Source organism: Parabacteroides sp. MSK.9.14, assembly GCF_019041495.1.
Taxonomy (GTDB): Bacteria; Bacteroidota; Bacteroidia; order Bacteroidales; family Tannerellaceae; genus Parabacteroides; species Parabacteroides merdae.
Genome location: NZ_JAHPXO010000041.1, coordinates 1 through 25,033, shown reverse-complemented (window position 1 = coordinate 25,033; position 25,033 = coordinate 1). Strand labels below are relative to the sequence as shown.

The 25,033-nt window shown below is 50.0% G+C and carries 24 protein-coding genes; 7 read left to right on the top strand and 17 right to left on the bottom strand.

Features of this window, described 5'->3' with window-relative positions; translation table 11 throughout:
• Positions 1-7 precede the first annotated feature (7 nt).
• From KTG12_RS17960 to KTG12_RS17910, 11 genes are all read right to left on the bottom strand, one after another.
• Positions 8-595: a conjugal transfer protein TraO gene (locus KTG12_RS17960; protein ID WP_005828719.1), complete on the bottom strand. Its 588-nt coding sequence runs from the start codon at positions 593-595 to the stop codon at positions 8-10.
• Positions 592-1,506, bottom strand: coding sequence for a conjugative transposon protein TraN (traN, locus tag KTG12_RS17955; protein WP_005828721.1), 915 nt, complete (start codon positions 1,504-1,506; stop codon positions 592-594). Before traN ends, KTG12_RS17960 begins: the two co-directional genes overlap by 4 nt.
• 49 nt (positions 1,507-1,555) lie before the next feature.
• A complete protein-coding gene (gene traM, locus KTG12_RS17950) occupies positions 1,556-2,863 on the bottom strand; it encodes a conjugative transposon protein TraM (RefSeq protein ID WP_005828723.1) in 1,308 nt (435 codons plus the stop codon).
• Positions 2,814-3,113 (bottom strand): TraL conjugative transposon family protein, encoded by a 300-nt coding sequence (locus tag KTG12_RS17945; protein WP_005656892.1) that lies wholly within the window; start codon positions 3,111-3,113, stop codon positions 2,814-2,816. Before KTG12_RS17945 ends, traM begins: the two co-directional genes overlap by 50 nt.
• Positions 3,110-3,679, bottom strand: a complete 570-nt coding sequence (traK, locus tag KTG12_RS17940; RefSeq protein WP_229092698.1) for a conjugative transposon protein TraK — start codon at positions 3,677-3,679, stop codon at positions 3,110-3,112. The genes KTG12_RS17945 and traK overlap by 4 nt, the downstream gene beginning before the upstream one ends.
• Positions 3,680-3,855: 176 nt before the next feature.
• Positions 3,856-4,869 (bottom strand): conjugative transposon protein TraJ, encoded by a 1,014-nt coding sequence (gene traJ / locus KTG12_RS17935; protein ID WP_005656893.1) that lies wholly within the window; start codon positions 4,867-4,869, stop codon positions 3,856-3,858.
• Between the two features lie 2 nt (positions 4,870-4,871).
• Positions 4,872-5,501, bottom strand: a complete 630-nt coding sequence (locus KTG12_RS17930; protein WP_005656895.1) for a DUF4141 domain-containing protein — start codon at positions 5,499-5,501, stop codon at positions 4,872-4,874.
• Positions 5,498-5,854, bottom strand: coding sequence for a DUF3876 domain-containing protein (locus tag KTG12_RS17925; RefSeq protein WP_005636939.1), 357 nt, complete (start codon positions 5,852-5,854; stop codon positions 5,498-5,500). Before KTG12_RS17925 ends, KTG12_RS17930 begins: the two co-directional genes overlap by 4 nt.
• Positions 5,851-8,385: a TraG family conjugative transposon ATPase gene (locus KTG12_RS17920; protein ID WP_005828729.1), complete on the bottom strand. Its 2,535-nt coding sequence runs from the start codon at positions 8,383-8,385 to the stop codon at positions 5,851-5,853. Before KTG12_RS17920 ends, KTG12_RS17925 begins: the two co-directional genes overlap by 4 nt.
• Positions 8,382-8,708, bottom strand: a complete 327-nt coding sequence (locus KTG12_RS17915) for a DUF4133 domain-containing protein (RefSeq protein ID WP_005656899.1) — start codon at positions 8,706-8,708, stop codon at positions 8,382-8,384. The genes KTG12_RS17920 and KTG12_RS17915 overlap by 4 nt, the downstream gene beginning before the upstream one ends.
• A gap of 5 nt (positions 8,709-8,713) precedes the next feature.
• Positions 8,714-9,100, bottom strand: coding sequence for a DUF4134 domain-containing protein (locus KTG12_RS17910; RefSeq protein ID WP_074668503.1), 387 nt, complete (start codon positions 9,098-9,100; stop codon positions 8,714-8,716).
• 556 nt (positions 9,101-9,656) lie between these two features.
• Here KTG12_RS17910 and KTG12_RS21890 point away from each other — a divergent pair.
• Genes KTG12_RS21890 through KTG12_RS17900 form a run of 3 tightly spaced genes read left to right on the top strand, consistent with a single transcriptional unit; the run spans position 9,657 to position 11,837 of the window.
• A complete protein-coding gene (locus KTG12_RS21890) occupies positions 9,657-9,845 on the top strand; it encodes a hypothetical protein (protein WP_229055238.1) in 189 nt (62 codons plus the stop codon).
• A gap of 46 nt (positions 9,846-9,891) precedes the next feature.
• Positions 9,892-10,665: a hypothetical protein gene (locus tag KTG12_RS17905; protein ID WP_229055237.1), complete on the top strand. Its 774-nt coding sequence runs from the start codon at positions 9,892-9,894 to the stop codon at positions 10,663-10,665.
• 32 nt (positions 10,666-10,697) lie between these two features.
• The gene (locus tag KTG12_RS17900; RefSeq protein WP_005828737.1) at positions 10,698-11,837 is read left to right on the top strand and encodes an AbiH family protein; all 1,140 of its coding nucleotides are present in this window, start codon (positions 10,698-10,700) and stop codon (positions 11,835-11,837) included.
• A 466-nt stretch (positions 11,838-12,303) separates the two neighbouring features.
• Here the strand turns inward: KTG12_RS17900 and KTG12_RS17895 are convergent, their stop codons facing one another.
• Genes KTG12_RS17895 through KTG12_RS17885 form a run of 3 tightly spaced genes read right to left on the bottom strand, consistent with a single transcriptional unit; the run spans position 12,304 to position 14,212 of the window.
• Positions 12,304-12,972, bottom strand: a complete 669-nt coding sequence (locus KTG12_RS17895) for a DUF4122 family protein (RefSeq protein WP_005828739.1) — start codon at positions 12,970-12,972, stop codon at positions 12,304-12,306.
• Entirely contained in the window at positions 12,960-13,409 is a 450-nt protein-coding gene (locus tag KTG12_RS17890; protein WP_005828741.1) for a DUF3408 domain-containing protein, read from the bottom strand. The genes KTG12_RS17895 and KTG12_RS17890 overlap by 13 nt, the downstream gene beginning before the upstream one ends.
• 8 nt (positions 13,410-13,417) lie before the next feature.
• Positions 13,418-14,212 (bottom strand): ParA family protein, encoded by a 795-nt coding sequence (locus KTG12_RS17885; protein WP_005828742.1) that lies wholly within the window; start codon positions 14,210-14,212, stop codon positions 13,418-13,420.
• Between the two features lie 724 nt (positions 14,213-14,936).
• Here KTG12_RS17885 and mobA point away from each other — a divergent pair.
• The 4 genes from mobA to KTG12_RS17865 all read left to right on the top strand — a co-directional run bounded on the left by mobA (position 14,937) and on the right by KTG12_RS17865 (position 19,380).
• The gene (mobA, locus tag KTG12_RS17880) at positions 14,937-15,359 is read left to right on the top strand and encodes a conjugal transfer protein MobA (RefSeq protein WP_005840900.1); all 423 of its coding nucleotides are present in this window, start codon (positions 14,937-14,939) and stop codon (positions 15,357-15,359) included.
• Positions 15,344-16,591, top strand: a complete 1,248-nt coding sequence (gene mobB / locus KTG12_RS17875) for a conjugal transfer protein MobB (protein ID WP_005636905.1) — start codon at positions 15,344-15,346, stop codon at positions 16,589-16,591. The genes mobA and mobB overlap by 16 nt, the downstream gene beginning before the upstream one ends.
• 36 nt (positions 16,592-16,627) lie before the next feature.
• Entirely contained in the window at positions 16,628-18,664 is a 2,037-nt protein-coding gene (gene mobC / locus KTG12_RS17870) for a conjugal transfer protein MobC (protein ID WP_005636903.1), read from the top strand.
• A 221-nt stretch (positions 18,665-18,885) separates the two neighbouring features.
• Positions 18,886-19,380 (top strand): hypothetical protein, encoded by a 495-nt coding sequence (locus KTG12_RS17865; protein ID WP_005636900.1) that lies wholly within the window; start codon positions 18,886-18,888, stop codon positions 19,378-19,380.
• Between the two features lie 5 nt (positions 19,381-19,385).
• Here KTG12_RS17865 and KTG12_RS17860 read toward each other — a convergent pair whose 3' ends face one another.
• From KTG12_RS17860 to KTG12_RS17850, 3 genes are all read right to left on the bottom strand, one after another.
• The gene (locus tag KTG12_RS17860; protein WP_005636898.1) at positions 19,386-20,690 is read right to left on the bottom strand and encodes a sigma-54 dependent transcriptional regulator; all 1,305 of its coding nucleotides are present in this window, start codon (positions 20,688-20,690) and stop codon (positions 19,386-19,388) included.
• On the bottom strand, positions 20,635-23,010 hold the full coding sequence (locus tag KTG12_RS17855; protein WP_005840888.1) for a hybrid sensor histidine kinase/response regulator: 2,376 nt from the start codon (positions 23,008-23,010) through the stop codon (positions 20,635-20,637). Before KTG12_RS17855 ends, KTG12_RS17860 begins: the two co-directional genes overlap by 56 nt.
• A gap of 329 nt (positions 23,011-23,339) precedes the next feature.
• A partial coding sequence (locus KTG12_RS17850; protein ID WP_216945503.1) for a Helicase associated domain protein occupies positions 23,340-25,033 on the bottom strand: 1,694 nt, incomplete at its 5' end.

The window sequence follows — 25,033 nt, the reverse complement described above, 5'->3', positions numbered from 1 at the left end:
TTTAAGGTTAGAAAATGTATTTGACTCCGGCTCCATACTGGAAATGGCAGCGGCCGGAAGCGCCACCCCATACAAAACGTTCACGCAGGCGTATCAGCAGGGCTATCCTGTCCGACAGGTATCCCTCCGCTTCCAGTGTCACCGCGCCTCCATAGATGAAGGACTCATACTTGCGCAAGGAAGCTCCGTCATCCAACAGGCGGTTTCCGTTGTTCACGGCCTCGTAGCCCAGCAAGGCGGAAGCGCCGAGGTTCAGAAAGAAAGACTTGCCGGATGTGGAAAGGATTGTATGATAATAACCGCCTTCCCCTGTATATTGCGACAGTGGGACATACGTGTTCCGGTAAGGGTTATTACGTTGTAGCATCTCACAGCCAAACACCCACTGGTTCCCTTTCTTTGTGTAAGTGGCAACAGCCAGCGAAAAGGCGTAGCCCGCATCATGGCGGTCTGCCCGGCTGTAAAAGCCGTCGGCCATTTCAGCGGTAAAGCGGACGGATTTCATCCCCGGCAGCCGGCGCTGGGCTTCCGCCTGCCCCGTAAAGAGGGCAAGCAGGAGGATAATAAAGATGAAGTTTCTTTTCATGGCACTCATCTTACTTTCAGTTCATTGACAGTCTCGGCGCGTACAAGGTCTTCGTTCTCCACCTCAAACGACTGATGGCGGCCACCCTGTTTCTCGTACATCTCCACGACCAGCTTCTTGCCGTCGGGGATGGTGAACTTGGGCAGGGCGAACACCGTCCGCTCGTTCTTCTTCCCGTCCACACGGGTCACATAGTTGAAGGCACGCAGCGGATAGATAACCTGCTCCTGCATGGCGGTACGCTTCACGATTTTCTTGTCTACAATCTTGAAAGTTACGAAGTCCACATCGAAAGGCACGTGCGTGGCGTTCTTCACCTCGGTATGGAAATAGAGCAGCTCGCCGTGTGCGTAAAGCCCCTTGAGCAGGTATTGAACCCCGAACCGCTTGCTGCCGATGTGCTTGACCTTGCGTTTGTCCTGCCCATACACGGATTTCATGATCAGCCGTACCAGACGGGGCGACTCCCCGGCGAGTTCCTGCAAGTAGATTTCCATCGCATTGTTCGGACGGTTAACCGACTCCCCGTCATGGATGAAGTCGCACATCTCCACGTTCAGCAGCAACGGCTCGTCGGCATACTTGACGTTGAATGTGTAAAAGTTGCCGTCCTCGGTTATCACGCTCATATTGGTTTCACTGCGGAAATGTTTCCGGGTCGCCTTCACACGGATGACGTTTTCCGCACCGTCCGCCTTGCCCGCTATCAGGTTGGGGGAACCCAAATCCACGTATCTTACGGGAGAGGGGAAAATTATATGTACAGTCTTGTCATACGTGATTTCCAGACCATGCGGGGGAATCATTTGGCTGAAGCCGATCTTGCGGCTCAATCCCTCGTAATAATCCCCGCTGCCTTGCTGCGCGTATGCAGCCACTGCGCCCATAATCAGGGCAAACATCATCAGAATCTTCTTCATGTGCGTTCTTGATTGGTTGGTGAATAAATGGTTGGTTTCTTTTCTCTTTTCATTTTTCGGGAGAGTGCAGCAACAGCCGGTGTCCGGCTTTTAGGGTGATTTTCACCGCACGCATTTTCTTTTCCACATATTGCGACACGCCCTGTATTACCCCCTTGCCCACGTCCGAGGCAATCTGCGCCCCGGCATCCGTCGAGATGTTGATGCTGCTCCCCATTGAGGCGCCCATACCCGCGGCTATCTCACGCGCCGCATCATACTCCATCGAGTTCGGCACGAGGATTCCCCGCTGTCCGTCGGCATCATATACCTCCAGTTCCACAGGAAACAGCGTGCCCTTGTATTCCACCGTCTCTACAAGGATGTCCATCCGCTCCCCCTGGATGCGTGTACCGCCGGTCAATACCATCCCTTGGGGAATGAGCCGGTCGTCCACCGCCATCGGCTCCAGTAACCGGATGCGCAACACCTGCCCGTCCGATACGGTCTGCGTGCCGTGTACACAGGCGGCGATGGTATTCCTGCCGGAAGGGAGTGTCCTGCCTATAGGGGTGTGGAAACCGGTATTCCTCTCTCCCGCAAATTCGGCGATGAAATCCTCATTGCCCATAGGTTGTGCAAGCGATGACACCACCTGATTCCGTACCTGTTTCACCGGGCGGACGGCTGTCCTGTCTTTCCGGTCGCTCCGGCCATTCACGGCAGCCGGGGCATCCGGTTGCTTCCCGTTGTACCGGGCGGCCAGCTCGTAAGACTTTTCCAGCAGTGCCATCTTTTCTTCCAGGGTCTGTCCTTCCGGCTGTCCTTCCGCCGGTCTCTTTTCTTTTTCCAGTTCCTCTATACGGCGGAGCAGATCGGCATTTTGTTGGTTTTCATTCCGGGTATATACAGCACCCAGCGAGCGGTTCATATTCCGGTAGGCTTCCGCAGAGGAATGGACGGAGCCGGGGGATTTCCCCGTTTCCGGTTCCGGCGGAAGTTCCGTGTTGGCTTTTCCTGCGGTAAGGCCGGCAGTATCCTGACTGTCCTTGTTGAGCAGCTTGGACATCTCCTGGAAGGTTCCCCTGCGCCATTTTTCCTTTTTAGCCAGTGCTTCCTGCTCGTAGGCGCTTACCTTGTCGCCCTCCATTTCCGAATCTTTCGGCGAGGGCATCTCTACGTTGAATCCCTTGCCCTTTTCCTTTTCCGCCTTCTCCTTTTCCGACGGGCTGAATACCAGCAGGAGAAATCCGGCGCACAGCAGGCAGAAGAACGGATAGACAATATACCTCGCGCGTCGGCGCTTCTCTTCGGGAGTCAGCGGCTTGTCACTCGACAGCCCCAGCCGTTCCCTGATTTTCTGAAAGTCCATTTTCATGTTTCTGGATGTTTGAATGAATGGTTGTTGTTTCCGGCCGTAACATGACGGGCCGGATATGCCCGGTTTTCATGTCGCCCTTCCGTTCCCCCAAACGGGACACGGAAGAGACAACCGAGTACAGGCAGGCTGCCGTGAACAGAAGCGAGACGACACTTGTCAAGACAATGCGCTGCTTCCCGGTCAGCCGGCGGCAGAACAGCCGGATACGGCTGTCCGCACGTTTTAAGACGGCAGGTTTCCCTCTCATCGTTCCACACTCCTTATATCCCTGTTCTCCAGTATGGTGAACTGCTCGATGATGAACCCGTTGGGATTGTCGTCCGAACGCCCCGTATTCTGGAGCGAACAGGAGGTGACAAGGCTTCGCTCGGTCACGTTGCTCTCACGGATGATCAGCTGCCGGGCATATGTACGCGCCTTGTAGGGATAGGCGGCAAAGTCGCACACCACGCTGTCCACGTGTACCACCTGGTTGATGTTGCCCGAAATCAGCCGGTTGTAATATCCCTTTTCGGCAAAGTCCACATAGTAGTGATAGGCGCTCTTGTCCGCCAGCTGCAGGGCACGGCCTATATTGTGCTCGATCGCGTCCTTCTGCGGGGAGAGCGAGAAGAACAGCTCGTGAAAACGCCGGACGTGTTCCCGCGCCTCGGCGGGGCGGTTCTGTGAAAGATCCTGCGAGAGGGCGAGCATCAGCGACTTGCCCTTATCCAGCACATAGATCTTTTCCCGTTGCTTCTCGGCGAAACGGTACGAGCTCCACAACGCATAGCCGGTAATGAGCGCACAGCAGCCGGTAAAGACAGCCAGCATCAACCGGATACGCCTGAAGCTGCTCTCAATGTTGGTCAATGACTTGAATTCCATTTAGCGAATGATTGGTTTGAATGAATAAATAAATGTTCCGGTATGACCGGGCGGCTCCTTCCGACAAGTCGCCAACCCGGTAATCCAAGTTGCCGACTCACGGAAACGGGTTGCCATAGAGCCTATTTGCCCCGCAGCCTTCCCCCGATATTCCCCAGTACGGCACCGCCCGTCCCGGCAGCGAAACCGCCCGCTTTCGTGGCCGTGCGGTTCAGGTTACGGCTGAAGTTTCCGGCTCCGCCCGCCTGTACGATCCAGCCCGCCACCGTCGGGACGGTGAAGTACCCGATAATCCCTATCAGCATGAATATGATATAGACGCTATTTGAGTTGTCTATCGAGTAGTCGGGGTTGTTCTGTAATTCCAGAATGTCATTTTGGAGCATCAGCACCTGGAGCTTGGCGAGCAGGGTGCTGAACAGGTCGCTGACCGGAAGCCAAAGGTAGACGGATATGTACCTCGTGAACCACTGCCCGAGCGTGGACTGGAAACCGTCCCATACGCTGAAGGCGAACGCCACCGGTCCCAGTATGGAGAGCACGACAAGGAAAAAGGTCCTCACGGTGTCTATCAGCAGCGATGCCGCCGCGAATATCAGTTCCAGCAGGCTGCGGAAGGCGTCACGGATTTTCTTCTCCAGATTGTACATCCCCACCTCCACGTACATGCCCAGGCGGGAGGCGGTATCTATGGTTGACCAGCCCAGCTCGTCCAGCTGACGGTCGAATTCCTCGTCGCTCACCAGGTAGGCGGTTTCGGGATTGCGCAGCATGGCCTCCCTTTCCAGTTCCTCCTTCTGCGCCCTGTACTGTTCCATATCCAGCGTCTGCCCCTCAAGCATCTTGTGCGTACCCTGTACTATCGGGCTGAGCACGGTGTTCAGCGTGCCGAGCACCAGCGTGGGGAAAAGCAGGATGCAGATGCCGATGGCGAAGGGACGCAGCAGGGGATAGACATCTATCGGTTCGGCACGGGCCATCGACTGCCACACGCGGACGGCGACATAGAACAGGGCACCCAGCCCGGCAAGTCCCTTTCCCACGTCCATCATGTCCTTGCAAAGGGGCTGCATATCGTCATACAGGGTCGCCAGTATGGTATGCAGGTTGGCAAAATCTATCGACAACGGCATCATGGCTACCAGTATTTGGAGGTTTCATTCCCGTAAAGCCGCATCACCCGGTCCAGGTCGTTCTTCTTTCTGGCACGGAGATAGCTCACGGCGATGTTCTTGTTCGTGTAATAGCTCACCAGGTTGCGGTAGCGGCGCATCTCATAGTAGCAGCGGTCCACCACGTCCATGCGGTCCTTGTCGGTCATGGAGAGCGTGCTCACGTTGATGACCTGCCTGAGATCCTGCAGCACGCCGTTGCTCTCCTCCAGCAGGCGGGTGTAGCCGAAGGCGATGGCGTCCAGCTCGCGGGGCGAGAAGTTCCCGTCGTTCATCATCTTGCCGAAGTTCGTTACATAGATGTCGGACACGTCGCCCACCATCAGGATGATGTCGCGCACCTTGCGGGCGTCCTGTATCAGGTCGTTCACCGCCTTTAACTGGTCGTAATACTTCTTGGCCTGCTCGTAAATCTTCACCGTCTCCGCAAAGCTGTCGGCCGTATTGACCGCCGTTTTCGAGGTATGGGCGATGTTGTCCGACATGTTGATGATGCTTTGGGCAAGGTTGCCGGGATCGGTCACCACCCACTGGGCATTGGCGCCGGTGCCGCACAGGGCGAGTACCGTTCCGATCAGGAGTGACTTCGCTTTCATGGGCGTTCCTCCTTCCGCACATAGTCACCGTTCGGGGAGAAGGTCAGCACGTCGGCGGCCTCGTTGTAGGAGATGTCGATGCGGTGCCCCGTGTTGATGAACAGGTTCCCGTTCTCCTCAACCAGCAGGTAGGTCTGAGGCCTGAGACGGCGCATCTTTCCGCTACGGGCGAACACCGTCACCTTGTAGGCTTCCCCTTCCTTATATACCAGCACGTCCGGCTTGCCTTCCACGCTGCTCCACGAGCCGCAGAGCTTGTCACGGTCGGTGCCGCTCTCCGAGCAGCCTTGCAATACCATGGCGGCCATACCGATCAGGCACACCGCCAGTCTCATAAGGGATTTGTTTCTCATTGTTCTCTTTTTGGGGTTGATACTTGTCTTTGTTCCTCTCGTTTTCTCTCTGCCATCCGGCGGATGGCAAGTTCCAGGTTGCCGTCCAGCTCCTCGGCAAGCCGTTGCACTTCCAGTTTCTCGGACTCTTCCGTCGTGAACGTGAAATACTCTTCCGCGCTCACTTCCGTAGCATAGACCGCCGAACGGGTGCCGCCAAGCCCTATCCAGACTTCACGGTAAAAACGTCCGGGATGGTTCGCCTGGTTGATGGAGAGTATCTGGCTTTTCTCTTTCTCCGTTAGGCCGAGCAGCCGCTGGATATGCTCGAACTTGTTCATGTATTTCCGCTGGTCCAGAAGGATCTTGCAGTCGGAGTTGTTGATGATGGCCTCCTTCACAATCGGGGAGCTGATGATGTCGTCCACCTCCTGGGTCACCACAACGGCCTCACCGAAATATTTACGGACGGTCTTGAACAAATATTGGATATAGCCGCTCATGTTGGCGGACATAAGGGCTTTCCAACACTCCTCTATCAATATTACCTTGCGGATTCCTTTCAGACGGCGCATCTTGGCGATGAAGGTCTCCATGATGATCAGCGTCACCACAGGCAGCAGCACCTTGTTGCCGCTGATGTTGTCCAGCTCGAACACGATGAACCGCCTGTTTGTCAGGTCCAGTTCCCTGTCGGAGTTCAGCAGGAAGTCGTAGTCGCCACCCTTGTAGAAAGGCTCCAGCACGTTCAGGAAACCGTCGATGTCGAAATCCTTCTCGCGTACCTTCTTTTCCGCTATCATCCGGCGGTAGTCACCGTCCACGAACTCGTAGAAGCCGTTGAAGTCCGGCCTTGCCTCCCGATTCCCGGTAATTTTACGGATATAGGCGTTCACCGCTCCCGAGAGCGCCACCTCTTCCGAACGTTTCGGCGCCTCGTCCTCCCGTTTCCACAAGGTCAGTATCAGAGTCTTGATGCTCTCGCGCTTTTCCACATCGAACTGTCCGGAATCGGTGTAGAACGGGTTGAAGGATATCGGATTGTCCTCCTCATACGTGATGTAGATGCCGTCCCCGCCGCGTGTGCGGTCGTGGATCATCCGGCACAACCCCTGATAGCTGTTGCCCGTGTCCACCAGCAGGATATGCGCTCCCTGCTCGTAATAGTTGCGCACCAGATGGTTGGTGAAAAAGGACTTGCCGCTGCCGCTTGGTCCCAGGATAAATTTGTTGCGGTTGGTGATGATGCCCCGTTTCATCGGAAGGTCGGAAATGTCCACGTGCACCGGAATGCCGTTCTGCCGGTCCGCCATGCGGATGCCGAACGGACTGGGAGAACTTCTGTAATTGGTCTCCCCGGCAAAGAGGCAGACCGCCTGCTCCAGGAACGTGTAGAATGACTCTTCGGCAGGAAAGTCGCCCGCATTGCCCGGAATGCCCGCCCAGTAAAGCACCGGGGTGTCGACGGTGTTGTAACGGGGGGTGCATTCCATCATGGCAAGCTGGCTGCCCGTGTCGTTCCTGATACGGCGGAACTCCTCCGCATCCTCCGCCCAGGCGATGACATTGCAGTGGCATCTGACGGGAAGCACTCCCTTGGTATGCGCCTCGTCCAGATACATCTCCGTCCATTCCTGGTTCACGGCATTGCTCCGGCTGTACCGTGACAGAGAGAGCATGTTGCGCGAGTTCTTCTCCATCATCTGCAGGATTTCCTGCGCGTTGTCGATGAACACGTACTGCGAGTAGATGTGGTTGCAGGAGAGCAGCAGCCCCACGGGTGCGGCGAAGGAAAGGCGGCAGTCGCTCCTGTCGGTGGACATACGCTCGTAGCGCATGTCGGTGGAGAGCTTGCCCGGCAGGTCTTCCGTATCCGAAAGTGTGTGCAGGCAGAGCCGCTTGTCCCCGATACGCATCCGTCCGGGCTTGAGGCAGATGTCCTGCAGCACGGCGGTCCCGTCCTCCATCGAGAGGGAGAGGTATTTCTCCACCAGCCCGGGATGTTCCTTCGTGCCGGTAATCTCCTCCGTTTCCAGGCGGCGCAGCCGGATATGGGCGGAGTCGTTCACGATATGCTCGAACTGCTCCACCGCTTCCAGAAAGCGGGCCGCCATGTCCTTGTCGGTAATCTCCCTGGGCAGCAGGAATCCCCGGCAGAGGGTGCTGAAGTCACTTTGCCGGCGGTTGCGCTCACGGGTGGTCTTTGTCAGATACAGGTAACAGCGGTGGTTCAGGTACGGCCTCTCGTTGAAGTGCCGCTCATAGCTGCGCGAGAGGAAGCTCTGTTCCTCCCCGCCGTTTTGGGGACGGTAGCTCTCCTTCGTGAACCAGTCCTGCTTGCAGACGATGCTGTGCTCGGGCAGTACCCTGGCGGCCTTTATCCAGGTGGAGTGCATGGCCTCATACTCTTCCGCCGTCACCGTGTACAGCTCGGGAAGCTCCACCTCGAAGGCCACGGTCAGGTCGGCGTCCTTGCTCACGATGCAGCCGTTCTCCACCGAGAGCAGGGGGAACTTGCGTTCCAGCGTTTCCGCTTTCAATACATTTCTCATGATTGTCGTTTTTTTCTTTTTGCAAATAATCTGAAAACTCTCTTGCGGTGGATCAGGTAGCGCGGATGGCGTTTCTCCGCCAGCAGCTTCATAAGACCGTGTTCGCCGTAGCGGGCGTTCAGCCGGAACACCGCCCATGCCAGCAGACCGCCGGATACGGTCCCGAAAGGGATGCATATCCATTGGTCCACGCCTGCCAGGTAAAGGATGACTACCGCCAGGAGCACCGTCACCAGACCGCCCGCGAAGACGAACAGGTATTGTGACTTGAGCCCCTTGAACTCGACGGGATTGCCCGCCCCCTTGTTTACAGAATACTCCATACCGCTTAGAGGAAGAAGGAACGCAGGATGGTGGCGGCTACAATCAGAAAGATGCAGGCAAAGAACCAGCTGGCGGCGGTTTTCGAGGTGTCGGGATCACCGCTGGAGAACTTGCCGTAGGTCTTGATGCCGCCCACCAGGCCGAGCACCGCACCGATGGCATAGCACAGTTTGGTGGCGGGATCGAAATACGAGGTCATGAGGCTGGTCGCCTCGTTGATACCGGCAAGGCCCTGGCCTTGGCCCTGCGCGAAAGCACCGGCGGCAATCGCCGCGCACATCACTGAAAAAAGGATTCTTCTCTTCATTGTCGAATCGTTTGGGTAAGACATAAATTTGAATTCGACGGCGAAGATAAAAAGGGATAATACGCTGTTATTCAGAGGTGTCATCAGATGTCGCCAGATGTCATCAGATGTCATCCAACAAGTGCTTTTGCGCGTCTCTACAGAGATTTTCAACACTGTTTTACGTCATTGCGGAGACGCTTACCTCAAGCATAATACATGATTAATTGATGATTTTGGCACAAACATGGATTGTTCAAACGGTTACATGTTTTTCTGTACCATTTATATAATTGCCATACAAAAGCCAGCAAATTCCATAAAGTTGATTTCTTGTCAAAAACGACTATTATTGATATTGGATTAAAATAGCTATATTTGCATATCAAACGCAGTTTTATGGCCAATGTAAACAGGTTAAAAATAGTATATCATGTAGTAGTGTATAAAGAGAGTAACAATATCACACCTTGATAAGGCATTTTTAAGTAATATATCTGTTTATATTCAAGAACAGCCAAACAGAGAACAATAACTTTCATACTTATAAGTATGAACAATGAAATTATTGTGCCTGAAACAAAACGAACAAAATATGAGGCCGTAAAATAAAGCATGATGCAACAATTGCTTACGGGCAAAATATTTAATCAGTTAGTGTATGAAGAAAAAACTTAAAGATTTGTATTGCCAACGCCCTCATGTCGTGATAGTTGGAGCTGGTGCTTCAAGAGCGGTCATGGGAAAATCTTGCCCGACGATGAATGAAGCCATTGAACAGGTTGGGTTAGATAGGATCCTTGAAGGATTTATGTTAGAAACGAAAAGCAAGAATCTTGAAGATATATAGTGAGCTGTTTAGACGTGGTGATGAGTGTAAAAACGCACGGATAGCAATGGAAAAAAAACTTTATGAATATTTTTCAAATGTGCAGCTTCCATCCTTCTTGACCATCTACGACCTTTTGATTCTTTCGCTCACAGAAAAAGACTGCATTGTATCCTTCAACTGGGATAGTCTGCTTATCCAAGCATATAACAGAGTGGCAAAGATTACCTGGAACAGACCAAAGATTCTGTTCTTGCATGGAAATGTGGGGGCTGGTGTGTGCAAAGACTGTATGACCTTTGGTCTTATACAAAACTATTGCAGAAAGTGTGGCAAACCATACAACGCTGTTCCTTTGCTGTATCCTGTAGAACAAAAGGATTACAACAGCGACAGCTTTATCCGTGACCAATGGAGTGTTGCAAAGTACTACATATCGAAAGCAGGCAAGGTAACAATCTTTGGGTATAGCGCACCTTCTTCTGATAAGGAGGCAAGTGAAATACTTAAAGCTGCGTTCTCTAAACATGATGGTGTTCATAGATTGGATGCAGTGGAAATAATTGAACGTCCCGGATTCAACGCGAATGAAATATCAGAAACTTGGCAGTATTTCTTTTCATTGACCAATTACCATTCTGACATTGTGGACTCCTTTTATAATAGCTACTTGGCGCAGGCACCTCGCCGTACCTTGCAATACCAATACCAACAATTCATTAGAGGATGGTGGGGACAACCAAAGATACACTTCTCAAAACAAGATACTTTTGAGTCGGTGGAAACGCTTTTAAAGCCACTTCTTGTAAATGAAGAGCAAGGAGATTATTCTATAATTTAAGTCAATAACACTAACATCATCATTACAACCGAATGAATAGACTTGTTATCATAGGAAACGGATTTGACATGGCACATGGCTTTAAAACAAGTTATATGGATTTTATCAACTGGTATTGGGACCAACGAGTGTATACTTTTTCCGGTAATACTACAAATGTATCAGAAGATTGCCTTTGCCGTTTGGTTATCAAAGATAATGTAGGCATTAATTGCTGGAATGTTTTTGTCTTCAACAACTCATGTTTTTTTAAGGATATCTATCGTAAAGAAAGATACTCAGGAAGCGAAGTTATTCAGTATATCAAGGACCAACCAAACATTTTTTCTATTGAATGTTGCCCTTTTTTTAAAACTATTCTGCAATCAATAGAAACCAAAGGATGGGTGGATATTGAAAACGACTATTACCAACTGTTGAAAGTTGGCATGGATAGCCCTGGTTGTAATTATACAATCAGTGAGTTGAATGAACAATTTGCATTCCTTCAAGAAAAATTAATTGAATACCTCCATACAATAGAAACAGACAATGTAAGGAATGACCTTCAAAATGCAATAATTGACTTCTTTGATCCTGCTGATTTCTCAACAGAAGGAAAAAAGAAAGCTCTGGATAACATTGGGCTGGATATATCCAGCCTTGCAGATGTTGAATACAATTATGGAGAACGCGATAAACTTATCCCTAAACGTATCATGTTGCTGAGTTTCAACTATACAAAAACAGCTAAGATGTATGGTAACTTTAATATTACCCACAATTATATTCATGGCGAATTAGAAAAACCTGAAAATATAATTTTTGGCTATGGGGATGAACTTGACAAAAGTTACCAGTCTATTCTTGATATGAATGACAATGAGTTACTTAGATATGTCAAATCCGTTAAATATTTAGAAACAAGACATTATCATGATTTGCTCGAATTTCTTTTAGCTGCACCTTTTCAAGTTTTGATAATGGGGCATTCTTGCGGAAATTCAGACCGAACATTACTAAATACCGTCTTTGAACATGAAAACTGTGTTTCCATAAAGCCGTTTTATCATAAATGGGAAGATGGCAGAGATAATTACTTGGAACTTGTTCAAAATATTTCCCGAAACTTTACTAATATGAAGTTATTCAGAGATAGAGTTGTGAACAAGGAGCAATGCAAAACCATGTAATGGAACACTAAATTTAAATGTGATTTTTTCTATGATATCTTGTTATGCACATAAAGTACGACAAAAATATTGTGCAAAAGGAAGCAGGGAAACGGATTTTCATCCATTAGAAAAAGTAAGGAGCTGGCTTGGTAAGCAGCTCCTTACTTTTTTATAGTCGTTTATAGGTCTCTTATAAAGAAATTTCATTTAATAAATTGAGTTATAGTTTTTCCTGTCAGCAAATCAGGATAATTTCATTCTTTTACTTTTGAATCGTAAGCAACAGTGAGGAAGTATCCGATTTTCTGAGTTGTCCCCGTGATTTCTATGTTTTGAGTGTTTGTTCCTTTCTATGACCCTTAACAAAAGACAAACTTCAACCTTTTTCATAGATTATAGAAAAATACAAAGTTGGGTACATAATGAATATCCTATATATAATATTCAACAATATGGAATTTTGTGGCATAATAGCATATTACTTTCAGACCAGCTTCCTCCAGTCTGCGACAGGTTTGGAAACGTTCCTCTCTTTTTTTAAAGGCAGAGCATTCCCTTCCTCATCCACATACCTTTCCATCAGCTCCTCTATCAGTTTCTTGTTCTCCACCTGGGAGGAGAACAGCTCGAACATGTCCGTTTCCCGGATGGCACGCAGTGTCATGGCGGCCCGGTATGATTTGTCCTCATCCGAACCGGCACCGTCCAGATTAAGCAGCACGTCACCTACATTGAGCAGGTCGGCAGGAGTGACTGCCGGAACAATGGCTTCCGCCTCGGGAGAACGGCTGTCCAGCTCCTCCTGTTCGTCTTTCAGCATTCTCATCTCCTCCAAAGGCAGTTTGCATTCCACTTCATCTTCCGGAATATCCTCATCCTTGCCGATAAGGTCGCTTCCCATTTCCAGTTGCTGGCTCATGTAAGGGGCAACGGTCTTTCCGGCATTCTCATCCAGATAGACAAAACGGGTGGCCCCCATCACATCTGCCGCATTTTCCGGATTCCGGTGGTGGCCCTTCTCCATTTCCGGTTTCTTACGGGGAGTATAAAGCAGATCGCATATCTTACCTATTCTCTTTTTCTGCTCCCATACCTTATATAATAGATAAGCGGTACAGCCGAGCCGTATTGACAAATAAACTATTTCTTCCATTCTATCGGTTTTTGTGTGGCTTCCTGATTATATATCTCATTGATGATGTCCTGGTACCTTTCCAGATGGTCTGACAGGACGCTGCTTAGAAACATCGGGACGGACATGTCCGGCGCAATGACCGGCAGCACCCTGGCAACCGCCCTATACAGGGAATCGTGGATATAGGTCTGCCTTCTGGTACCCGTCAGCTTTGCTTCCAGAAAACGCAGCCGGTATTCATCGGCACCTGATGCCTCATCCGGAAATTTTCTTGTTTGCTGTTTTGGGGAATCGGCAGAGGTTTTCTTCTCCTGTCTCTCCCGGGAAAGGGAGGGCTTTATTTCCGGAGTCTCAGCCGGAGCTGCTGTTTCCTCCAATGCCGTGACATCCCCCGCCATCATACGCTTCAGGGCATCCTCGTCCACCCGGTAATCCGTTCTTCTCTTGGTAGCCATGATGATTCCTATTTAAGTTTCAGTATGGTTTCCATCTCCGCAACCAGCAGATCCAGATTGCTGCCTTTCAGTGCGGCGGCTGATGGAGGGAACAAGGTGCTGCGGAACAGGGACCCCTTCATCCCGGAATCTTTGTTGTAGCGTTCCGCACTGGGAATGACGGTCTCCAGCACCGGCAGTTTCAGAGAGCGGAAAATTTCGGTATAGCCGTTATACAGCCCTTTGGACACCCGTTTGTCCATCCGGTTCCAGAACATATGGATGCCACGCAAGGGTACGTCCGCATGCCGGTGCATGTATTCCCTGATGGCAAGGACAAAAGACATGCTGCTCCGCATTACCATCCTTTCCTGTGTAATCGGAGTGAATACATAGTCCATATTGATTACGGACTGGAAGACACCGGGCACATTCACGGTACCGGGGAGGTCAAAAAGGACAAGGTCATAGTCCAGCTCCGACTTTTCGAGAAAGCGGCCGGCCGTCTCCCTGGCTTCCTCCGGGGTGGAGTTCAGGATGCTGTAGGCTTTCCTGCCGCTTGTTCCGAACTGTTCCACCAGCAGGTTTTGCAGATGCACGTTCTTTTCAATGTTCCCCACTTCCCAGTCCCGCATGGCACTGATGCTGTGCTGTGGATAATCACAATCCACCACAAGTACGTTATATCCGTTCAGGTAATGGAAATAACTGGCGAGCAACACGGTGAACGTGGATTTTCCCACACCGCCTTTCTGATTGCTCAAAGCGACAAATAAAGGTTCTCTCTTCATAGGCTTGAATTTAGAGTGTATGACTTGTTTCATATCTGTCTGGATTTTTTCGTTTCATCACACGGCAATGCATCCGTTGGTATATGGCAATGACGCATTGCTTGCCTGTTTGCATGAATACATTGCATACCATATCGCATCAGTGTAATGCCGGTTGCCGGAGGGTGTTGCCGTATAAGGTGCATTGCATTCATGCAATATGGAGTTCAATGTACCCCATACTGCATTGCACGGATGCAATGTGTCCCGTCATGCAGGACTGCCATGCGGCATATATGGCATTGCGCATACATGGATGATACCGCATTCGCGTCATGCACCACCTGTGGCAGGCAAGCAATACACCTTACAGGACAATGTTCCAATGTATGCCCTCATGCACTGTGCCAAAAGTAGCGGCTATTTTTGAAACTTCCGCCAACATTTCCCCTACCTGACATCAGATGTCGTCAGATGTCATCAAATGTCATATCAAGCACTGTTTACCAATCGGTTATCACTGTCTAATTTTGCAAAACCGGAATCAGACAATGGAAAGGAACTGACTTCGCCGGACCACAGCACGCCGTGAACGTCGCGCAGCAATCCGACGAAGGAGGATTCTCTGTTCAAGCGAACAGAGCAAGTTGTGTCCTTGTCCGACAAAAAGTCTTTTGTCCGACAAGAACCAACTTGCCCGCCCAGAGGGGCGGGGGAATCCGCTCCAAAGTCGCGGATTCTGGAAGAGAAAAAAGTACAAACCAAAAATCTCATGTGTATGGAGAAAACAACAGGGACAAGGACGGGCAGAAAGCCTAAAAATGATCCGGCGGACCACAAGTACAGTTTCCGCCTGAACGCCGAGGAGAACACAAGATTTGAAAAGTTGCTGGCGGATTCAGGAGCCGGCAACCTCACGCTGTTCATCAAGAAATCCATCTTCTCGGGACAGATAAAGGTCGTGAAAATAGACAAGGCGACGATGGACTATTACATCAGGCTGACAGAATTCCACAAACAGTTCCAGGCTGTCGGCAACAACTACAACCAGGTCGTCCGTGCCTTGAAGAACAATTTCGGGGAGAAACGGGCGATGGCATTGCTCTATAAGTTGGAAAGATTGAGTCTTGAGCTGATGCTCATCTGCAAAAAGGTCATGGCGCTAACCCAGGAATACGAGCGGAAATGGTTGCAAAAATAAGCCATGGCATGAGTCTTTACGGAGCGCTTGCTTATAACTACGAGAAGGTAGCGGCTGGTACGGCTGAGATTCTTTCCGGTAACCGTATGATTTCCGACCGGCTCGGATTGCCAAGCGAGGACATGCGCTTGGCATTGCTCTCTTTTGAGAATTACCTGCTGGCAAACCGCAATACGGAGAAGCCCGTCCTGCACATTTCCCTTTCCCCAGCACCGGAAGACCGGCTGACCGACGGGCGGCTGGCAGAACTGGCGGAACGTTATATGCAGAAGATGGGGTATGGGAATCAGCCTTACATCACCTACAAACATGCCGATACACACAATACCCATATCCATATTGTCAGTGTCTGTGTGGATGAACAGGGGAAAAAGATCAGCGATGCCTACGAGCATCGGCGTTCCATGACCGCCTGTCGGGAGCTGGAAGTGGATTTCGGTCTGCGAAACGGAGCGGATGCGGAAAAGCGGAATCCAAAAGCGGAACTAAGAAAGGTGGACGCTTCCTTGGGAGATGTCCGCCATCAGGTAGGTAATACCCTTAAAGCCGTATTGGAAAGCTACCGTTTCCAAACCTTCGGGGAATACAATGCGCTGCTTTCCACGCTCAACATCGAGGCGAAACAGGTCAGGGGAGAATACAACGGTACCCCATATACCAGTATTGTATATTCGGTCACGGATGATACCGGCAAGGTTGTCAGCCCACCGTTCAAAAGTTCCCGATTTGGGAAACGCTTCGGAAATGAACAGTTGGAAAAGCGGATGCTGATAAATCTGAAAGCTCTCAAAGATGGGAAATGGGCCCCCTCCATACAGGCGGACATCGTTCGTGCCTTGCGGCAGGCGGATTCACAGAAACGGTTTGTGGAACTGCTCGGGCAAAGGCGTATTGATGTGGTTTTCCGCAAGAATGAGCGGGGACGTATCTATGGTGTCACCTTTATTGATCACAACCATCGGGAGGTGTTCAACGGCTCACGCATGGGCAAGGTGTTTTCTGCCAATGTGTTCAACGACTATTTCAAATGGTTGGAAAACATACCCGAAAAGGAACGGGGCGGACATTCCGCTACAGAACTTTGGCAGCATCACCGTCACGAATCCTCTAGCACGCTCGAACTGGCGGCAGGCATTTTTTCCTTGGAAACCAATCCGCGGGATTACGAGGAGGAAGCCTTTGCACGCCGCATGAAGAAAAAAAAGAAGACCGGACGCAAGCGTGGCATTTAGACAAAACAAGTATCAACCCATTTATATACAATTCTTATGCAGCAGGAAGATGATTTGAGGGCTCTCGCTAAGATAATGGAATTCGGCAGGGCCGTGAGTATTTTTCTTTTGGTGGTACACGTCTATGTGTACTGCTATCCGAGTATCACCGCATGGCACCTGAACCTTGAGGTGATAGACCGGATTCTGGTAAACTTCAACAACACGACCGGAATTTTCAACTGTATTCTCTGGAGCAAACTGTTGGCAGTGCTTCTGTTGGCCGTTTCCTGCCTGGGTACGCATGGGGTCAAAGGTGAAAAAATAACCTGGCCTAAAATTTATGCGGTGTTGGTGGCAGGATGCGCATTGTTTTTTCTGAACTGGTGGCTTCTTAAACTGCCATTGCCACACATGGCAAATACCGCATTCTATATTTTTACTCTTACGGCAGGCTATCTCGCCCTGTTGATGTCGGGATTATGGATGAGCCGCCTTTACAGGCACAACCTCATGGAAGATGTGTTCAATATGGAAAATGAGAGTTTCATGCAGGAAACCCGACTGATGGAGAATGAATATTCGGTAAACCTCCCGACGAGATTCTATTATAAAAAACGCTGGAATAACGGATTTGTCAATATTGTCAATATTTTCCGTGCCTGCATGGTTATCGGGACACCGGGCAGCGGCAAATCCTATGCGATAGTCAACAGTTACATACGCCAGCTTATAGCCAAAGGCTTTGCGATTTACATCTATGATTACAAGTTTGATGACCTGTCCACCATCGCCTATAATTCTTTGTTGAAGAATATGGACAAGTACGAGGTAAAGCCCCGGTTCTATGTCATCAATTTCGACGATCCGCGCAGGTCTCACCGGTGCAATCCCATTAATCCGGAATTCATGACGGACATTTCCGATGCGTACGAGGCAAGCTATACGATAATGCTCAACCTCAATCGCACCTGGATCGAAAAGCAGGGGGACTTCTTCGTGGAGTCTCCTATCATTCTGCTTGCGGCAATAATCTGGTATTTAAAGATTTACAAAAACGGTATTTACTGTACGTTTCCCCATGCGGTAGAACTGCTCAACAAACCCTACTCAGACCTGTTCACCATTCTGACCTCTTATCCGGAGCTGGAAAACTATCTTTCTCCCTTCATGGACGCATGGAAGGGAAATGCCCAGGACCAGCTCCAAGGCCAGATAGCCTCGGCTAAAATACCCCTTACGCGCATGATCTCCCCACAACTCTACTGGGTGATGACCGGTAATGATTTTTCATTGGATATCAACAATCCGAAAGAGCCCAAACTGCTCTGCGTGGGCAACAATCCGGACAGGCAGAACATTTATTCGGCAGCGCTCGGATTATATAATTCCCGTATCGTCAAGCTTATCAACAAGAAAAAACAGCTTAAATGCGCCGTTATCATTGACGAGCTTCCCACCATCTATTTCCGTGGGCTTGACAACCTGATCGCGACGGCGAGAAGCAACAAGGTGGGTGTGCTTCTGGGTTTTCAGGATTTCAGTCAATTGACACGTGACTACGGAGAAAAAGAATCCAAGGTCATCCAGAACACGGTGGGGAATATTTTCAGCGGACAGGTGGTCGGTGAAACCGCAAAAACGCTTTCAGAGCGCTTCGGCAAGGTGCTTCAGCAACGTCAGTCCGTATCCATCAACCGTCAGGACGTATCCACCTCCATCAACACACAGCTAGACTCGCTCATTCCCGCATCAAAGATCGCCAACCTCTCACAAGGCACGTTTGTCGGGGCTGTGGCGGATAATTTTGATGAGAGGATAGAGCAAAAAATATTTCATGCCGAAATTGTCGTGGACCATACCAAGATCAGCGCAGAAGAAAAGGCTTATCAGAAAATCCCGGTCATCAACGACTTCAAGGACAGGAACGGTAACGACATCATGATGCAACAGATACAACGCAATTACGACCAGATCAAGGCGGATGCGCAGGCTATTATCAATGAGGAGATGCGGCGTATCAAAAATGACCCTGAACTCCGTAAACGACTAGGTCTGGAAGATGAAAAAGGAAAGGACCCCGACAAATCATGACAAGTGGAGGGGTAATTGAAGAAATTATACCCCGACTGATCGGATTATTGAAAAAGATGCCGTATATTTGAAACTTGAAATAGAGAAATAAGGCCGGTCTCGACAATTGGGACCGCCATTATTATACATAAGTCGCAAGACGTCTCGAACAGGAATCTGACAAATTCAAAAACACAGAGGCTATTGCGTGAGGCTTATGCTATACCTTATAGCATGAGCCCATGCGGGTTTCTGTGTTGGGCTTTGTCAGAGCCTCTGTTCGAAATAAGCATGGGTTTCATGCTTTTTTAACAAGAGGTATGGCAAAAATTCAAGTTATCATGGCACTCACTTTGGACGGGTTCCTTCCGCATGAAGACGAGATGCTTATGCGATGGGTGAGGGAAAACAAACGGTATGGTTTCCCACGCTGGCAGCGACAGGCCACATTCCACATCTACCCCCATTACGGTTTGATGGACTTGCTGAATGTAAAGGAAAAGCATGACAAGGATTGTATTTATCTGGCAGGAGTGGGAGATGGAGGAAGTGCGGAATATGCCGATGGACTTTTTCGGTATAATCTGGTGGATGAGACAGTACTTTTTCTGCTGCCTCTTTCTTATGGTGGTGGAATCCCCTTGACGGGAGAATTCCGGTCTGCCCGCTGGAAACTTCTTGGCTGCAAAACTTTCTCCAACGGAATCTGCCGGCTTATGTATAAACGAAACGGATGAAGATGCTATCTCAACCCATACCTTTCCATTTTCTTGTATAGCGTCGGACGGCTCATCCCCAACATTCTCGCCACACGACTGATCTTACCTCCACATTCTTCCAGAATCTTCCTTATTAGTTCTTTCTCTTCTGCTTCTTCCATCAAGCCTTTTTTACATTTTTCGCCTGTCCTACAGATGGTCGCATTAAGGTTCAGATCTTTATGGGTTAACAATGGAGATACCGCCAACAGGACAGCACGTCTTATCCGGTTGTCAAGTTCACGCACATTGCCCGGCCATGAGTGGGAAAGCATGGAGATTTTGGCTTGTTCGGTAAAACCGGAGGTCTCCACACGTATCTCTTCTGAATGTTGCTCACGAAAGAAGTCAGCCAGTGGCAATATATCTTCCGGGCATTCGGAGAGAGAGGGCTGGCGTATCTCAAACTCGGCGAGACGGTAGTACAGATCCTCCCGGAAACGTCCCTCCCGTATGGCACGCTCCATATCCTCGTTGGTGGCCGACAATATCCGTACATCGGCTTCAAGTTCTTTGCGGCTGCCCACTGGACAATACACTCTTTCCTGTAATACCCTGAGCAGCAGTGTCTGCATTTCGGGAGGCATGTTTCCGATCTCGTCAAGGAAGAGCGTACCGCCCTTGGCCGTCTCAAAATAGCCGGCAGTATCCTTTTTCGCATCGGTAAATGCCCCCTGCACGTGACCGAAGAACTCAGATGCGGCAAGTTCCCCCCGGATACAACCACAGTTCACCGCCACAAAAGGCTTGTCCTTACGCCCGCTATGCTGTTGGATCAGCTGTGCGACAGATTCTTTTCCGCTACCGTTCGGTCCAAGGATCATGACGGAACAATTCAAAGGAGCCACACGACAAGCTATCCGCTCGGTCTCCCGGACCGCCCCGCTAAGCCTTTTCATTAATGATTTCTTCGGGGGAACGGAAACTGGCAGACCGATCAATCCCCGTAACAGTTCCATCAGTAACTCCTCGTGGACAGGCTTGGGCAAGTAGTCCTTTGCGCCCAATTTGACGGCACGCACCGCATCTGCAATGGAGGCATGTTCAGTCATCACCACAAAAGGGATATGTAACCCTTGGGAGATGCTCCATTCCAGTAAACTGATGCCATCCCCTTCGGGAAGGCGGACATCCGTCAGTACCAGCGCCACGTTATTCCCCTTGATTTTCCGGCGTGCCGAAGGCTCATCTATGGCCGTCAATACCCTGTAACCGGCTTTCTGTAGCCATCTCTCAAGAATATCGCAAAGAATCAGGTTGTCCTCCACGATCAATAAAGTCTTTTTCATCCCCGTCATTTTTCTTTCTTAATTCATTATTTACTTCGTCTATCAGTAACCGTATCTGTTTCATAATTCTCATCGTGTACTCTCTGACCGTCTCGTCGCTCGAGGTCTTGTCATGCAGGAGCTTCCGATAACCGAACAGTACATCGTTGGCCCCTAACAACTCCCAGACCGGAGCCATCCGATGTACGATCCTCCGCATGGCTTCCCGATCGTTTTCTCTTAAAGCCTCCTCCAGTTCGGCAAGATCCTTTTCTGACTCTTTTGCGACAAGACCGAACATATGACGACGGTCGTCCGTACTTTCCATCAGGCGGGAATAGTCGAACGGAGACATGCCTGCACTTCTGCCCTCCGTAACGGAGGAGATAAAGGCCAGCAGTCCTTTTGAAGAGAAAGGCTTATGTATGCAACCGCAAAAACCGGACTTCATATACACGCCCGAGTCCCCGTCCCCCCGTGCCGTCATGACAGCGACCGGAACGGTACGGGAATTTCCGATATCCGAGTTACGCAGTAATCTCAACAAGCCGAAACCATCGGTCACGGGCATCTGTATATCTGTCAATACCAAATCATAATCCAAGCGGTCGAGTGCTAGAATGGCTTCTTTTGCATTTTGACAGGTCGTGCATTCCACCCCGTTGCGCCCGAGCATGTCTTCCGTTATTTTCAGAAGGATGCTGTCATCATCCACTACCAGTACATGTTTGGGAAGTATCGTCGCAGATTGTACCGGAAGCTCCTCTGTTTCCGGTTCTCCTGTCGTTTCCGAAAGGGGAAACGACAGGCGGAATGTTGTACCTTTACCTGGTCGGCTCTCTACTTCAATGCTTCCGTCCAGTACCTTTACAAGAGCTTTCGTGATAAAAAGCCCAAGACCGAAACCTTCCGAGTTTATCTCCTGCGCCGCACGCTCGAACGGACGGAAGACACGTTCCAATGTCTCCTCGTCCATACCGATACCGGTATCACCGACCTCCACATATAATCTTCCCGCCATGTACTCGGTATGGAAACGGATCGTACCCGACAGGGTGAACTTGATGGCGTTTGTCAGCAGATTGTCCAATATTTGTTCCAATTTGTCTGCGTCTCCTCTCACTGTAATATCACCGACATTCTTATGCCGGTGCTCGAACAGCAAGGCCCGGCCACCCGCTTTGCGGGCATATTCCTTCGATATGTTGTCAAGCAAGTTGTTTAGACGGAAAGGAACCTCGTTACGGGTATCCTTGGTCTCATTGATCTTATAAACATCCATCAGGTTGTTCACCAGATTCAGTATATGGCGGCAGGAATGGCGGATGTTCTCCAGATAGCCTTCCCGTTTTTTCTTTTCACGGGTTTCCGAGGCCAGTTCCACGCAGTTGTTGATATTACCCAATGGTCCTCGTATATCGTGCGAGATGGTCAGGATGATCTGTTTACGCATACCGAGCAGTTCCTCGTTCTCACGGTTTATCCTTTGGAGCTGTGCCCGCCCTTCCCTTTCTTTCCTGATGTCATGCCGTATGATCAGGAACGAGATGAATAGCAAGGAGGAAGCAGAGACGATTACCAAGACAAACAGTTTGAAAGAAAAATCTCCGGCTTCCGTGATTTTTTCCTCACGACTGATGAACGCCGCCTGCGCTTGCCCGTCAAGATGGGTGATGAGTATTTGCAACTTCCGGTTCAAGGCCTTATTCTGTATGCGCAGACTGTCGGTATACATGTCTATCCGGCGTTCACGTTCCTCTTGCATGGCGATCAGCTTCTCATTCAAATCTTGCAGTCCTTTCGATGGCTCGAAGACCTGTACGCTCCTTTTCCCTCCGAACCAACCGGCAATCCCTTTTTTCTTTTGGGTGACTGTCCGGGTACGAACCGCTTCCCTGATAACAATAGGCAGACGATTTGCGAGCAGGCTGTCCGCTTCCCCCTGTCTGGTAATGGTCTCCATAATGCGGAGCAGATGTATCTCCTTAGCTTCCAATAAATGACATAGGGAGTCTATCTGCTTTGGCAGGACGAACGTGCCACAACTCACTTTCAATATTTGTAACAAGCTGTCCGTTTGCAAGCGTTTTCTGCGATACTCACGAAAATCGGTATCCTCCCAGACAATGACGGACTCTCCATAGGTGGCAAGCTCCGTGATATAGCGATGCGCCGTACTGATGTCATGGCGTATCCTGCGTATCTCCGATGTTTCCGTTTTTATCTCACGCATGCGGCTCCGTTCGTATAACAAGATGGAAACCATGCCGCAAACAGCCATGATCAATATCATATACCCTAAAAGAACCTTATGCTGTAATGAAACTTTCCTTGCTACCATAAATATTTTCATTTTACGTAAACACTCACTTTAAACCACCAAGGATTTGTAACGGATTCGTTAAGCCAGTGTAATAGTTATCTATAATTCATTTATAAAATATAGAAGAAGCCCCTGTCTTCTCCGATAACCGGCTTCAGACAAGGGCTTCCATATTGGGATGAATCAATAACGATTTACTTTATGAGATTGGTCTTATTCCGGTTTTATCAGTTGGTTCCACCCGTATGCTGGCAGTTCCAAATCCGGGTAATGACAGACACTGTTCCAATGTTGATTATAATTGAATAGACAACTTTCATAACGGATAGAATCGAATATATTCCATATCAGGCAAGAGGGAAACCGATTCTTTCCAATTGTGCTTTTCGCTCGTCTGACATGTTCCCCTTGCGGTAATCCCGTCTTTGAATGGTACACCAGCGTCCCAATGCTCCTTCACGGCATCCCGGCCATCGTCCTTGCAGGTTATGGAACAGGCACAATTGTTCGAAGTTGCCTTGCCAGACCTGTTCCGCCGACCAGACAAATCCTATTTTATCCAACAGGAGCCGGCGGTCATTGGGTAACTTTCCCTGTTTACGCATTTTCCGTTGTGTATGGCACCATCCGCCCAAATTCCCTTCCGTCGATTTAGGGAAACGCCGATATTTTCTGACAAAAGACTTCAGCTCCTCGTAGTTCTTCATCCATTCCCCTTGGAGGTTCTGATTCCAGACAAAGCCGATCTCATTCAAAGCCCGGATGCGCTCTTTGCTCAAACGTCCATCCTTCCGTCTTTCCCGCTGGGTATAACACCAGGTCGCAAGCGGGCCGTCTTCACGTTTGGGCCAGCGTCCGCAGGTATCAAAGAAGACTTTCAATGCATGGTATTCCCTCATCCATTTGGAGTCGAGCTGATTCCACTCAAAACCGATTGCATCAAGCTGGTCGCACCGTTCCTTGGCAAGACAGCCTCGTTTGTAGGCGATGCGTTGCGTGTTGCACCAAAGGCCCAGTTTCCCTTCCGTCACTGAAGGCCAGTCGTTCTCTTCCCGGTGGAACTCGACCAGCCGCTCGTACATAATCTGCCATGGTTCCAGCTCGGCCAGGATCTCTTCGATGCGGAGCCGGATATCCGACAAATAGCCGGTAGCGAGGAACGAGGTTGTTCTTTCAAATCCGTGGGGCGATGGAAGATAAGAGAGTCGCTCCCAGTGGCACGCCATCACGTCGTAGACCGATTTACCCGACAGGTTATTCACGAAATCCAAGACGACCGGCTGTTTCCCGCTTCCGGCATCCAGACAGCGCCCCAGCTGTTGCAGGGTGACAATGTAAGATTCGGTGCGCCGCAGGAACAAGACGGCATCCACTCCCTCGACATGCAATCCTTCGATCAGCATATTGACGGAAAAGAGTACGTGTAACCGGTCCGACTCTTCTCGGAAAGCGGCCAACAGCCGCTGATTCTCCTGCTCGCTTTGCGCATGATGGATTTCAAATGGCGTAATCGATCGGCCTGCCTGTGTGAGCCAGTCGCACACTTCCGGCACCATCTGTCTGAGATCGGCCAGGTCGCGACAGAAAACCAGCAGTTTGCGTACGCTTTCGGGTAGGAACTTCCGGATCACCGACGACGCGCCCAAAGCACCTTTGAAATCGACCCGCGCCAGGTCCAGTTTCTTTTGGATGCGCTCTCTCCGGCGGACTGAACAACCGCTGCGTTCCAGCTTTCTTTGCAGCCGATCCAGTTCGTTGTCCAGCCCGTAAGCACTTTGTACCAGGATCGGCACTGGTAAGATATTGTAATACCAAGCTTGCGGCAAGGTAAGTTCATAAAACAAATTTCCTTCGAAATAAAGATCCACCGTATCGATCATTCCTTCCGGACGGATTGGCGTTGCCGATGTTCCCAGGACATAGGCACAGGGATTGTTTTCTATCACTTCCTGCAAGGCACTTCCCCAAATTTCCGCCCCGAAATGATGGAATTCATCAATAAGAATATGATCTGCCCGTAACAACCCATTGTCCTCCCGGT

Bases quoted from the DNA above. Each gene is read 5' to 3' on its own strand.
- KTG12_RS17960 (WP_005828719.1), bottom strand. From the start codon at position 595: ATGAGTGCCATGAAAAGAAACTTCATCTTTATTATCCTCCTGCTTGCC.
- traN (WP_005828721.1), bottom strand. From the start codon at position 1,506: ATGAAGAAGATTCTGATGATGTTTGCCCTGATTATGGGCGCAGTGGCT.
- traM (WP_005828723.1), bottom strand. From the start codon at position 2,863: ATGAAAATGGACTTTCAGAAAATCAGGGAACGGCTGGGGCTGTCGAGT.
- KTG12_RS17945 (WP_005656892.1), bottom strand. From the start codon at position 3,113: ATGAGAGGGAAACCTGCCGTCTTAAAACGTGCGGACAGCCGTATCCGG.
- traK (WP_229092698.1), bottom strand. From the start codon at position 3,679: ATGCTGGCTGTCTTTACCGGCTGCTGTGCGCTCATTACCGGCTATGCG.
- traJ (WP_005656893.1), bottom strand. From the start codon at position 4,869: ATGATGCCGTTGTCGATAGATTTTGCCAACCTGCATACCATACTGGCG.
- KTG12_RS17930 (WP_005656895.1), bottom strand. From the start codon at position 5,501: ATGAAAGCGAAGTCACTCCTGATCGGAACGGTACTCGCCCTGTGCGGC.
- KTG12_RS17925 (WP_005636939.1), bottom strand. From the start codon at position 5,854: ATGAGAAACAAATCCCTTATGAGACTGGCGGTGTGCCTGATCGGTATG.
- KTG12_RS17920 (WP_005828729.1), bottom strand. From the start codon at position 8,385: ATGAGAAATGTATTGAAAGCGGAAACGCTGGAACGCAAGTTCCCCCTG.
- KTG12_RS17915 (WP_005656899.1), bottom strand. From the start codon at position 8,708: ATGGAGTATTCTGTAAACAAGGGGGCGGGCAATCCCGTCGAGTTCAAG.
- KTG12_RS17910 (WP_074668503.1), bottom strand. From the start codon at position 9,100: ATGACACCTCTGAATAACAGCGTATTATCCCTTTTTATCTTCGCCGTC.
- KTG12_RS21890 (WP_229055238.1), top strand. From the start codon at position 9,657: ATGAAGAAAAAACTTAAAGATTTGTATTGCCAACGCCCTCATGTCGTG.
- KTG12_RS17905 (WP_229055237.1), top strand. From the start codon at position 9,892: ATGGAAAAAAAACTTTATGAATATTTTTCAAATGTGCAGCTTCCATCC.
- KTG12_RS17900 (WP_005828737.1), top strand. From the start codon at position 10,698: ATGAATAGACTTGTTATCATAGGAAACGGATTTGACATGGCACATGGC.
- KTG12_RS17895 (WP_005828739.1), bottom strand. From the start codon at position 12,972: ATGGAAGAAATAGTTTATTTGTCAATACGGCTCGGCTGTACCGCTTAT.
- KTG12_RS17890 (WP_005828741.1), bottom strand. From the start codon at position 13,409: ATGGCTACCAAGAGAAGAACGGATTACCGGGTGGACGAGGATGCCCTG.
- KTG12_RS17885 (WP_005828742.1), bottom strand. From the start codon at position 14,212: ATGAAACAAGTCATACACTCTAAATTCAAGCCTATGAAGAGAGAACCT.
- mobA (WP_005840900.1), top strand. From the start codon at position 14,937: ATGGAGAAAACAACAGGGACAAGGACGGGCAGAAAGCCTAAAAATGAT.
- mobB (WP_005636905.1), top strand. From the start codon at position 15,344: ATGGTTGCAAAAATAAGCCATGGCATGAGTCTTTACGGAGCGCTTGCT.
- mobC (WP_005636903.1), top strand. From the start codon at position 16,628: ATGCAGCAGGAAGATGATTTGAGGGCTCTCGCTAAGATAATGGAATTC.
- KTG12_RS17865 (WP_005636900.1), top strand. From the start codon at position 18,886: ATGCGGGTTTCTGTGTTGGGCTTTGTCAGAGCCTCTGTTCGAAATAAG.
- KTG12_RS17860 (WP_005636898.1), bottom strand. From the start codon at position 20,690: ATGAAAAAGACTTTATTGATCGTGGAGGACAACCTGATTCTTTGCGAT.
- KTG12_RS17855 (WP_005840888.1), bottom strand. From the start codon at position 23,010: ATGGTAGCAAGGAAAGTTTCATTACAGCATAAGGTTCTTTTAGGGTAT.